The 10,500-nt window shown below is 70.6% G+C and carries 8 protein-coding genes and 3 tRNA genes; 3 read left to right on the forward strand and 8 right to left on the reverse strand.

Annotated elements, in window-relative coordinates; all coding sequences use genetic code 11:
* Window positions 1–741 precede the first annotated feature (741 nt).
* From ACFP1K_RS40130 to leuC, 5 genes are all read right to left on the reverse strand, one after another.
* A complete protein-coding gene (locus ACFP1K_RS40130; protein WP_380763670.1) occupies window positions 742–948 on the reverse strand; it encodes a hypothetical protein in 207 nt (68 codons plus the stop codon).
* 677 nt (window positions 949–1,625) lie between these two features.
* On the reverse strand, window positions 1,626–1,925 hold the full coding sequence (locus ACFP1K_RS40135; protein WP_380763672.1) for an HU family DNA-binding protein: 300 nt from the start codon (window positions 1,923–1,925) through the stop codon (window positions 1,626–1,628).
* Between the two features lie 189 nt (window positions 1,926–2,114).
* Window positions 2,115–2,354 carry an SCO5555 family protein gene (locus tag ACFP1K_RS40140; protein ID WP_380763674.1) on the reverse strand — a complete coding sequence of 80 codons (240 nt, stop codon included), beginning with the start codon at window positions 2,352–2,354 and terminating at the stop codon, window positions 2,115–2,117.
* Window positions 2,333–2,920, reverse strand: a complete 588-nt coding sequence (gene leuD, locus ACFP1K_RS40145) for a 3-isopropylmalate dehydratase small subunit (protein WP_380763676.1) — start codon at window positions 2,918–2,920, stop codon at window positions 2,333–2,335. Before leuD ends, ACFP1K_RS40140 begins: the two co-directional genes overlap by 22 nt.
* A 9-nt stretch (window positions 2,921–2,929) precedes the next feature.
* Window positions 2,930–4,306, reverse strand: a complete 1,377-nt coding sequence (leuC, locus tag ACFP1K_RS40150; RefSeq protein ID WP_380763678.1) for a 3-isopropylmalate dehydratase large subunit — start codon at window positions 4,304–4,306, stop codon at window positions 2,930–2,932.
* 137 nt (window positions 4,307–4,443) lie between these two features.
* Here leuC and ACFP1K_RS40155 point away from each other — a divergent pair, with 137 nt between their 5' ends.
* Complete coding sequence (locus tag ACFP1K_RS40155; RefSeq protein ID WP_380763680.1) at window positions 4,444–5,160, forward strand: IclR family transcriptional regulator; 717 nt, start codon at window positions 4,444–4,446, stop codon at window positions 5,158–5,160.
* Between the two features lie 85 nt (window positions 5,161–5,245).
* A complete protein-coding gene (locus ACFP1K_RS40160) occupies window positions 5,246–7,006 on the forward strand; it encodes a hypothetical protein (protein WP_380763682.1) in 1,761 nt (586 codons plus the stop codon).
* 105 nt (window positions 7,007–7,111) lie between these two features.
* Here the strand turns inward: ACFP1K_RS40160 and ACFP1K_RS40165 are convergent.
* The 3 genes from ACFP1K_RS40165 to ACFP1K_RS40175 form a co-directional block, all read right to left on the reverse strand.
* Window positions 7,112–7,184: transfer RNA gene (locus ACFP1K_RS40165), tRNA-Glu, on the reverse strand.
* A 29-nt stretch (window positions 7,185–7,213) separates the two neighbouring features.
* Window positions 7,214–7,289 (reverse strand) — tRNA-Glu (locus tag ACFP1K_RS40170).
* A 200-nt stretch (window positions 7,290–7,489) separates the two neighbouring features.
* Window positions 7,490–7,561: transfer RNA gene (locus ACFP1K_RS40175), tRNA-Gln, on the reverse strand.
* A 219-nt stretch (window positions 7,562–7,780) separates the two neighbouring features.
* Between ACFP1K_RS40175 and ACFP1K_RS40180 the strand changes: the two genes are divergently transcribed.
* The gene (locus ACFP1K_RS40180; protein WP_380763684.1) at window positions 7,781–9,781 is read left to right on the forward strand and encodes a M3 family metallopeptidase; all 2,001 of its coding nucleotides are present in this window, start codon (window positions 7,781–7,783) and stop codon (window positions 9,779–9,781) included.
* Window positions 9,782–10,500: the final 719 nt, after the last annotated feature.

A 10,500-nucleotide genomic window follows, 5' to 3' on the forward strand; every position in this document is an offset into this window, starting at 1 on the left:
CCGCCTTACGGCGGACAACCCGGCGTGCGTGCGGCGCCGGTGAAATGGTCCTCGCGGGAGGCCGCGCTCCGCGCGAAGGGCGCAAGGGCTGTGCCTGTGCGGGGGACACCCCCGCACCCCCGGGTCCTGCCAGGCTCATGGTGCTCCACCGCGACGCGTCCCCTCGGGCCGGTATCCCGCCGTATGAGGGCGCCGGGTTCGCCGTCCAACCTCCCGCCGACCCGGCGCCGGAAAAAGACGAACCCGACGAGGCAACGGGGCTCCAGCGGCGCCGCCTTACGGCGGACAACCCGGTGTGCGCGGGCGCCCAGTGAACGGTCCTCGCGAAGGCGCGCTTCGCGCGGAAGGTGCAAGGTCTGCTCATATGCGGGAAACCCCCGCACCCCGGCCCTGCCGAGCGTCCCCCACCAACCTCCGCAAGGCCCTGCCGAGGGCCCCACCAACCCCGCATCCTGGGCCTGCCGAACGTTCCCCACCAACCCCACATCCCGGGCCTGCCGAACGTTCCCCACCAACCCCACATCCCCGGCCTGCCGAACGTTCCCCACCAACCCCGCACCCCCGGGCCTGCCGAACGTTCCCCACCAACCCCGCACCCCCGGGCCTGCCGAACGTTCCCCACCAACCCCGCACCCCGGCCGAGACGTCCCCCGCGTCACCCACGGGTCACTTCTCCGGCGCCGACACGGCGAGATCCACGTACGGCGAAACCGGCGCCGCCTTACGGCGGCCGACCAGGCTCTACTCGGTGGGGAGCGGGAAGGTCGAGAGGGTGATCACGGTGATGCTGTCGTCCTGGACGAGGATGTTCACTCGTTGACCAGAGCGCAGCAGCCGTAGAGGGCCCGCGTCGAAGGCAGCGTCGTCGAACGGCATCTCGGTGCCGTCGTCCAGGTACACCGAGCCCGAGCGGGTCTGCTCGTCGAAGGATCGCACCGTCGCCTGCACAGTCGCGAGTCTAGGCTCTCCCGTGCCGCCGGTCACGAGTGCTCCACACATGTGCGGACGGACGACCCCACGGGCGGGCAAAGGCGCCGGAGACGTGGGTGGGGCGGAGGTGCGGTGGGAACGATGAGCCCGGCAGGCCGGGGGTGCGGGGGTGTCCCCCGCATGAGAGCAGCCCTTGCGCCTTCCGCGCGAAAGCGCGCTTTCGCAAGGACCGTTCACCGGGCGCCCGCGCACACCGGCGTGGCCGCCGTAAGACGGCGCCGAATTCACCGCACCACTTCCCGCCATACCGGCGCCGGTTCGACGCCCTCCCTGGAAGGGACCTCCACACCTGCCGTCACGGGTGCCGCTCGCCGTGGACGGGTGCCGCTCCCGCGTGGACGGAGTGCCACTCATCCGTGGACGAGGTGCCGCTCGCTGTGAAGGGGGTGCCGCTCGCCTTGAACGGGGTGCCGCTCGTGCGTGATCAGGGTGGGTGCCGCTCACGCGTGGACGGAGTGCCACTCATCCGTGGACGAGGTGCCGCTCGCCTTGAACGGGGTGCCACTCACCCGTGAACAGGGTGGGTGCCGCTCACGCGTGGACGGAGTGGTCCACAGGACGTGAGTCCCGGGACGTGGAGCGGGGGGCGGATGTGAAGGCGCGCCCGGAGGTGGGTCCGGGCGCGCGAGGTGGGATTACTTCTTGCGTGAGGCCTTCTTGCCTGCGGTGTTGACCTGTTCCTTGAAGTCGGCGCCGGGGCGGAACTTGGGGCCCCAGCTTTCGGAGACCTTGATGGGCTCGCCGGTGCTTGGGTTCCTGGCCTGGCGGGCAGGCTTGTGCGCCATCTCGAACGCGCCGAAGCCTGTGATCGAGACCTTGTCCCCGGTCGAGACGGCGTGCTGGATCGTCTCGATGATGGCGTTCACCGCCTCGGTCGCCGTCTTCTTGTCGCCGACCCGATCGGTGATCGCGTCTACGAGTTCTCGCTTGTTCATCTGGCTTTGCTCCCCCTGTTACCGCTGTCTGAGAATGAGCGTTCGCCGGCGTCGATGCGCGACCCCGTCTCACCCGGTGCTGCCAAGCGCGGGGTTCCGGCACGCAACCACCAGTCAACGGTCAGAAACCCCTTACCCGCTTGAAATTAAGGGACACCGGGCCAGGACTCAATCACATTCCGCAATGTTTCACCTACGCGGCGTGTCGGAGAGCCCGTCGAGATCGGCCAGGAAGGCGTCCAGACGGACCCCGGCGTGCCCCACATTGCGCTTCGCGATCTCACATATCGCCACGAAACGCCGGGCGAACCGCTCTTTCTCGGCAGGCGGCAGGCGCACGGCCAGAACGCGGCGGTGCGCGTCGCGCAACCGCCGCGCCAGCTCTTCCTCAGGGCTCGCGGGTGGGGTCAGACGGTCGTCGGCAGCCATGACTGCCGACCATTCTCGTACTTCTCGATGTCCGAGGCGTGCCGCAGGGTCAGCCCGATGTCGTCCAGACCCTCCAGCAGCCGCCAGCGGGTGTAGTCGTCGATCTCGAACGAAGCCGACCCGCCGGCCCACCGCACCTCACGTCCGTCCAGGTCGACGGTCACCTCGGTGGCCGGGTCGGCCTCGACGGCAGACTGCAACTCCTCCACGACCGACGCGGGCAGCACCACCGGCAGCAGCCCCATCTTGGTGCTGTTGTTGCGGAAGATGTCACCGAACCGGGCGGCGATCACCACCCGGAAGCCGTACTGCTGCAGGGCCCACACGGCGTGCTCACGCGAGGAGCCCGTCCCGAAGTCCGGCCCGGCGACCAGGATCGAGGCCCCGGTGTACACGGGGTCGTTCAGCACGAAGGACGGGTCCTCGCGCCACGCGGCGAACAGGCCCTTCTCGAAGCCGGTACGGCTGACCTGCTTGAGCCACACGGCCGGGATGATCTGGTCGGTGTCCACGTTGCTGCGGCGCAGCGGCACGGCGCGCCCGGTGTGCGTGGTGAAGGCTTCCATGGCTGCTCCTTACAGGTCGGCGGGCGCGGTGAGACGGCCGGTGACGGCGGTGGCGGCGGCCACGGCGGGCGACACGAGGTGGGTGCGCCCGCCCTTGCCCTGGCGCCCCTCGAAGTTGCGGTTGGAGGTGGACGCGCTGCGCTCCCCGGGAGCCAGGGTGTCGGGGTTCATCCCGAGGCACATGGAGCACCCGGCGGCCCGCCACTCGGCGCCCGCGGCGGTGAACACCTCGTGCAGCCCCTCGGCCTCCGCCTCGGCCTTGACCCGCATCGAGCCGGGCACGATCAGGGTGCGCGTGACGACCTTGCGCCCGCGCAGCACGTCGGCGGCGGCCCGCAGATCCTCCAGGCGGCCGTTGGTGCACGAGCCGACGAAGACGGTGTCGACCTGGATCTCGGTGAGCGGCGTGCCGGCCGTCAGGCCCATGTACTCCAGCGCGCGCCGCGCCGCGGACGGGTCGTCGGTCTCCTCGGGAGCGGGCACGGCGTCACTCAGCGGCCGTCCCTGCCCGGGGTTGGTGCCCCATGTGACGAACGGCGAGAGGGTGGAGGCGTCGATCTCGACCACCGTGTCGAAGACGGCGTCGTCGTCGGTGCGCAGCGTCTTCCAGTACTCCACCGCGGCGTCCCGGGCGGCCCCGGACGGCGCGTGCGGCCGTCCCTTGAGGTACGCGAAGGTGGTCTCGTCCGGCGCGATCATGCCGGCCCTGGCGCCCGCCTCGATGGACATGTTGCAGACCGTCATGCGGCCTTCCATGGACAGCGCGCGGATGGCCTCGCCGCGGTACTCGACCACGTGCCCCTGGCCGCCGCCCGTGCCGATCTTGGCGATGATCGCGAGGATGAGGTCCTTGGCGGTGACGCCGAAGGGCAGCTCGCCGGTGACCTCGATGGCCATGGTCTTCGGCCGGTAGGCGGGCAGCGTCTGGGTGGCCAGCACGTGCTCCACCTCGGAGGTGCCGATGCCGAACGCCAGCGCGCCGAACGCGCCGTGGGTGGAGGTGTGGGAGTCGCCGCAGACCACGGTCATGCCGGGCTGGGTGAGGCCGAACTGCGGGCCGATGATGTGGACGACCCCCTGGCCGTCGTCGCCCATCGGGTGCAGGCGGATGCCGAACTCGGCGGTGTTCTTGCGCAGCGTGTCGACCTGCGCCTTGGACACCGGGTCGGCGATCGGGCCGAGCACGGTCGGGACGTTGTGGTCCTCGGTCGCGATGGTGAGGTCGGGGCGTCGCACCGTGCGCCCGGCCATGCGCAGGCCGTCGAACGCCTGCGGACTTGTCACCTCGTGGACGAGGTGAAGGTCGATGTAGAGCAGGTCGGGCTCCCCGCCGGCCCGGCGGACGACATGCTGCTCCCATACTTTCTCGGCCAGTGTGCGACCCATGCTGTGAACGCCTCCTCGCGTTTCATGCCCCGGATCGTCTCAGTTGCTAAGACGGACATATCGTTATATGGACAGCCTACCCGCTCTACGGTAACAAGCCAGTTGCATCTCGGATAGCGAGACGGCAGTATCGGGGTATGGACAACTCTAGCGGAGTCGGCGTGCTGGACAAGGCCGTGCTCGTGCTCAACGCCCTGGAGGCGGGCCCCGCGTCCCTCGCACAACTCGTCCAGGCGACCGGCCTCGCCCGGCCGACCGCCCACCGCCTCGCGGTGGCGCTCGAACATCACCGCATCGTCACCCGCGACACCCAGGGCCGCTTCGTCCTCGGTCCGCGCCTGTCGGAGCTGTCCACCGCGGCGGGCGAGGACCGCCTGCTCGCCGTCGCCTCCCCCGTGCTCACCCATCTGCGCGACATCACCGGAGAAAGCGCCCAGCTGTACCGCAGGCAGGGCGACGAACGCGTCTGCGTGGCCGCCGCGGAACGGGCCAGCGGCCTGCGCGACACCGTACCCGTCGGCACCTCGCTCCCCATGACCGCCGGCTCGGCCGCGCAGATCCTGCTGGCCTGGGAGGAGCCCGACCGCCTGCACCGCGGGCTGCGCGGCGCGAAGTTCACCGCCGCCACCCTCGCCAGCGTACGGCGCCGCAACTGGGCGCACAGCGTCGGCGAGCGCGAGCAGGGCGTGGCCAGCGTGTCGGCCCCCATCAGAGGCCCGGGCGGCAAGGTGATCGCGGCCGTGTCCGTCTCCGGCCCGATCGAGCGCCTGACCCGCACCCCGGGGCGTATCCACGCCGGGCCGGTGGTGGCCGCCGCCGAGCGCATCACCGAGGCCATGCGGCGCTCCAACTGACCCGGCCGGCGACACGGCGCCACATGGCCCCACGACAAGGGCTAACTGATTAGAGAGCACCGCCGCCAAGCACTAGCCTGGCGGAGTGACAGATCGCATCGAGGCAGCCGCGTCCGAGCTGCGTCCCCTCCTGCAAGAGTTCATTCTCTGGGCACCGGACAACGCACCGGACAGTGATCCCGACCTCGTGGGGCCCGTCGCTCTCTGGCATCGCCTGATCGTCCGGGAGGACGTGCGGCTGTGGCGGCGCGGCGACATTCGCCCCATCCTCGTGGAACGCATGCCTCAGGTCGTCGAGGACGCCGACGTCGCGGCCGAGGGCATGATCACCGCCGTACGCGCCTATCTGACGTTCCTCGCCGAGACCGGCCGCCTGGCCAAGGGCTCCGACTCCCTCGACGATCTGCTGGACGAGCTCGACACCGTCGAGGAGGACTTCGACGAGGCGATGGAGGACGTCCTCGGCGACCGCGAGTGGGACGACGACGATGACGAGGACGACCTCGACGAGGAGGAGGTCGAGGGTCTCGGCGACTTCGAGCCGTTCGCCGACGAGATCGCCGACCTCCCCACCATCCGGCTGCGCCCCGACGCCGAGCTGGCCTCGGCCGCCCGCGCGGCGCCGTTGATCGCCAAGGCGCGCGACCTCGCCGTCTGGGTCGGCGCCTCCCGCAAGGTCGGGGCCGAGACCCTGCTCAGCGACGAGGAGATCCGCGAGGCCCTGACCGTCGTGGGTCTCCCCGAGCCCGCGGTCAAGCCGTTCGCCGACGAGGTCCCCGCCCTGTGGAACCTGTGGAACCTCGCGGTGGACCTCGAGTTCCTCACCCCCGACACCGAGGGCGCCGCCGCCGGCGAGGACACCGTCAGCGTCGACGAGGACACCGCGGCCTGGCCGTTCGAGAACGACGAGGACGTGCTGGACGCCTGGATGCTCGGCCTCCACTCGGTCGACTACGGCGACCCCGAGATGGACGACGACGACCTCACGCTGGCGCTGTCCGGCCTGACCCGCGGCCTGCTGATCCGCCTGCTGCTGGCCGGCGGGGAGCGCCCGCTGGACGAGCTGCGCGACGAGCTGGCCGAGGCCGCCGCCGAGTTCGACGACCTCGGCGCGCAGGCGTGGCAGGAGGCCGGGGACCCGCTGGCCCCGGTGCTGGAGTGGCTGTCCGGATACGGCATGGCCGAGGTCTCCGGCGGCGCCGTGCGGCTCACCCCCCTCGGCACCGAGGGCGTCGTCCACCTGCTGGACGACGACGACATCGAGGTGGACGCCCGCCCGGCGATCGACGCGATGACCGCGCTCGATCTTCTGTCGCTCAGCGCCGACCTGCCCGAGGAGGAGGCGGACGCCGAGTTCGCCGCCTGGATGAAGCTGCGCGACCCCGCCACCGCCGCCGAGGAGCTGCTGGAGGCCGCCGCGGACGACGAGGCGGACGCGTTGATCCGGGTCCAGGCGGCCAGCCTGGTCGGCACGCTCGGCCCGGTCGCGGTGCCCGCCTGGCGGGGCGCCCTGGACGAGCCGTCGCTGCGGCCGTACGCGGCGACGCACCTCACCCAGCTCGGGGTGGAGGACGCGCCGGAACCCAGCCAGAGCGACACCCACTGGCTGATCCTGGACATGTGGACGATCTCGGCGGGCCTCGGCACGCCCGAGTTCGTCAGCAGCCTGCACGACATCGGGCCCGCGCCGGTGCTGAGCAACCTGCTGGACGTGATCTGGCGGGTGCCGCACCCGCACGTCGAGGAGCTGCTGGAGATGATCGGGGACGCCCACCCGGACCGTCAGGTGTCCAAGGCCGCCCGGCGGGCCCTGTTCAAGGTGCGCTCCGGCCCCGTCGGCCGGTAGCGCCCCCTTCGGGGCGGCCGTACCCTGACGGCCGTCCCCGGCATGGCGGAGGCGGGAACGCGAAAACCCCCGGACACAAGGTCCGAGGGTTCGCCACACCAGGTGTAGCCCCGACCGGATTCGAACCGGCGCTACCGCCTTGAGAGGGCGGCGTCCTAGGCCACTAGACGACGGAGCCATCGGCTCGACCCGAGCCAGGGGCGCAGGTGGTAGTCCCGACCGGATTCGAACCGGCGTTACCGCCTTGAGAGGGCGGCGTCCTAGGCCACTAGACGACGGGACCCCTGCGCGAACTGCCTGCCGGCTCGGGGATCCGAACCGACTGAGGCGCCCTCCCGGACGCCTCGGCAACGGGCGTTACTCTACCGCACCCTTGACAGCGCGGCCAAACCGGTCGCCGGGCCACCTGGAGCCCGAAAGCCTCGTGTGGAACGACGAACGCGGACACCCTGGCCGGGCATCCGCGTCGTTGCTGGCGACCTGCTGGGGTACCAGGACTCGAACCTAGACTAGCTGAACCAGAATCAGCCGGGCTGCCAATTACCCCATACCCCATTGGACGGCGGTTGCTCCTCGCAGAGCGGCCCGCTCGCGCCTTCGAAAGAATAGCCCAGTCTCGCGGTGAGACCAAAACGATTGGTGAACGGGCCCATCCGCCCAGCTCGGCCGGTGTGGCAGGTGTGTGTCCGCAGTTGTCCACAGGGGGTGCCGGGGCGCCGCCCGGCTGTGCGAGGCTGCTAGCGAGAGCCCTTTTCCACGTGAGGAGCCCGCGCCTTGACCGAGAACCCCTTCTTCGCCCCGAGTGCCCTGCCGTACGATCTGCCCCCCTTCGCAGAGATCAGGGAGGAGCACTTCGTCCCCGCCTTCGAGCGCGGCATGGCCGAGCACCTGGCCGAGGTCGAGGCCATCGCGAGTGCCTCAGAGCCGCCGACCTTCGACAACACGGTGGCGGCGCTGGAGCGTTCGGGGCTGCTGCTCACCCGCGTCTCCACGGTGTTCTTCAACCAGGCGTCGTCCAACACCAATCCCACGGTCCAGGAGATCCAGCAGGACGTCACGCCGAAGCTCACCCAGCATGCCGACGCCATCCACCTCAACCACCAGCTTTTCGCCCGCATCAGGCAGATCTCCCCTGAGGGGCTGGACGCCGAGCAGCGGTGGCTGCTCGACCGCTACGTCACCGACTTCGTGCGGGCCGGGGCCGAGCTCGGCGCGGCGGACCAGGAGCGGCTGAAGGCTCTCAACGAGGAGCTTTCCACGCTGTCCACCCGCTTCGAGCAGAACCTCCTGGCCCACACCAACGCCTCCGCGATCGTGGTGGACGACGCCGCCGAGCTCGACGGCCTCTCTGAGGACTCGATCAAGGCCGCCGCCGAGACCGCGAAGTCCCGGGGGCTGGAGGGCCGGTACGTCATCCCGCTGATCCTGCCCACCGGTCAGCCCGACCTCGCCGAGCTGACCAACCGCGAGCTGCGCGAGCGCATCCACCGGGCCTCCGAGGCGCGCGGCATTCCGGAGAACTCCGAGCTGATCGTCCGCATCGCCACGCTGCGCGCCGAGCGGGCCGCGCTGCTCGGGTACCCGAGCCACGCGGCGTACGTCGTGGCCGACCAGACCGCGCCGGACACCGCGGCCGTCACCGAGATGCTCGGCAAGCTCACCTCGCCCGCGGTCGCCAACGCCCACCGGGAGGCCGAGGAGCTGCGCGAGCAGGCCGGGTTCGAGCTGGCGCCGTGGGACTGGTCGTTCTACTCGGAAAAGGTGCGCCAGGAGCGCTACGCGATCGACGGGCGCCAGATGCGGCCGTACTTCGAGCTGGACCGCGTGCTGCGGGACGGCGTGTTCCACGCCGCGGGGCTGCTGTACGGCATCACCTTCACCGAGCGGCCCGACCTCGTGGGGTACCACCCCGACGTGCGGGTGTTCGAGGTGTTCAACGAGGACGGCTCGGCGCTCGGCCTGTTCCTCGGCGACTTCTACGCGCGGCCGTCCAAGCGGGGCGGCGCCTGGATGAACAGCCTCGTCAAGCAGTCGGTGCTGGAGGGCACCCGCCCGGTCGTGGTGAACAACCTCAACATCGTCAAGCCGCCCGCGGGCGAGCCGACGCTGATGACCTTCGACGAGGTCAACACCATGTTCCACGAGTTCGGCCACGCCCTGCACGGCCTGTTCTCCGACGTCCGCTTCCCCCGCTTCTCCGGCACCGCCGTCCCCCGGGACTTCGTCGAGTACCCCTCCCAGGTGAACGAGATGTGGGCCGTCTGGCCCGCCGTCCTCGCCAACTACGCCCGCCACTGGGAGACCGGCGAGCCCATGCCCCAGGAGCTGGTCGACCGCATGCTGGCCGCCCAGAAGTTCAACCAGGGCTACAAGACCGTCGAATACCTCGCCGCCACCCTCCTGGACTGGGCCTGGCACACCCTGGACACCACCACCGCCCCCCTGGACGCCCTGGAGTTCGAACGCCGCGCCCTCCACGACGCCGGCGTCGACGTCCCCCTCGTCCCCCCGCGCTACCGCAGCACGTACTTCGCCCACATCTGGTCCAGCGGCTACAGCGCGGGTTACTACTCCTACATCTGGAGCGAGGTCCTCGACGCCGACACCGTCGAATGGTTCAACGAGAACGGCGGCCTGACCCGAGAAAACGGCGACACCTTCCGCCGAGAACTCCTCTCCAAGGGCGGCAGCCTCGACGCCATGACCGCCTTCCGCACTTTCCGCGGCCGAGACCCCAGAATCGAACCCCTCCTGGACCGCCGCGGCCTCCTGTAGCCCACCACGCCCCACTCCGCCGTCCGGCGCACTGCTCCTTCATCGGCGCCGGTGCGGCGGGACGTCGTACGGCGAAGTCGGCGCCGCCGCACGACGGACAACCCGCGTGTGTGCGGCGCCGGTGAAATGGTCCTTGCGGAGGACGCGCTCCGCGCGAAAGCCACAAGGGCTGTTCTCCTGCGGGGGACACCCCCGCACCCCCGAGCCTGCCGGGCTCACCGTGCTCCACCGCGACGCGTAGCGGCGAGATGGGCATCCCGCCGTACGACGGCGCCGCCCTCGCCGTACCGTGTCTCCTCGCTCCGGCGCCGACCAAGGCGACCGCTGGGGGCGGATGTCCGTTCGGGGAGGACCACCCCGTGCGGGTAACGGAAGAGGGGTTGTGCCAACCGCCTTACGGCGTATGTCAACCGCCGTACGGCGGCGCCGACTTCCCCGTACCGCATCTCGCCGCTCCGGCGCCGACCAAGGCGACCACTGGGAGCGGATGTCCGTTCGGGGAGGACCACCCCGTGCGGGTAACGGAAGAGGGGTTATGTCAACCGCCGTCCGGCGGCGCCGACCTCGCCGTACCGTGTCTCCTCGCTCCAGCGCCGACCAAGGCGACCGCTGAGGGGGCGGAGGTGACGTCCCGCCGAGTGGTGTAAGTGGTGACGATCAGCGATCGACGGCTAGCACAAAGTGAGCCATCGTGTGACGGTCGAGGGGAAGGGCTCAAT

It is taken from the genome of Sphaerisporangium aureirubrum, assembly GCF_042658925.1.
Classification (GTDB): domain Bacteria; phylum Actinomycetota; class Actinomycetes; order Streptosporangiales; family Streptosporangiaceae; genus Sphaerisporangium; species Sphaerisporangium aureirubrum.

Coding starts and splice junctions, on each gene's coding strand:
- leuC (WP_380763678.1), bottom strand. CDS start 4,306: ATGGGTCGCACACTGGCCGAGAAAGTATGGGAGCAGCATGTCGTCCGC.
- ACFP1K_RS40155 (WP_380763680.1), top strand. CDS start 4,444: ATGGACAACTCTAGCGGAGTCGGCGTGCTGGACAAGGCCGTGCTCGTG.
- ACFP1K_RS40135 (WP_380763672.1), bottom strand. CDS start 1,925: ATGAACAAGCGAGAACTCGTAGACGCGATCACCGATCGGGTCGGCGAC.
- leuD (WP_380763676.1), bottom strand. CDS start 2,920: ATGGAAGCCTTCACCACGCACACCGGGCGCGCCGTGCCGCTGCGCCGC.
- ACFP1K_RS40140 (WP_380763674.1), bottom strand. CDS start 2,354: ATGGCTGCCGACGACCGTCTGACCCCACCCGCGAGCCCTGAGGAAGAG.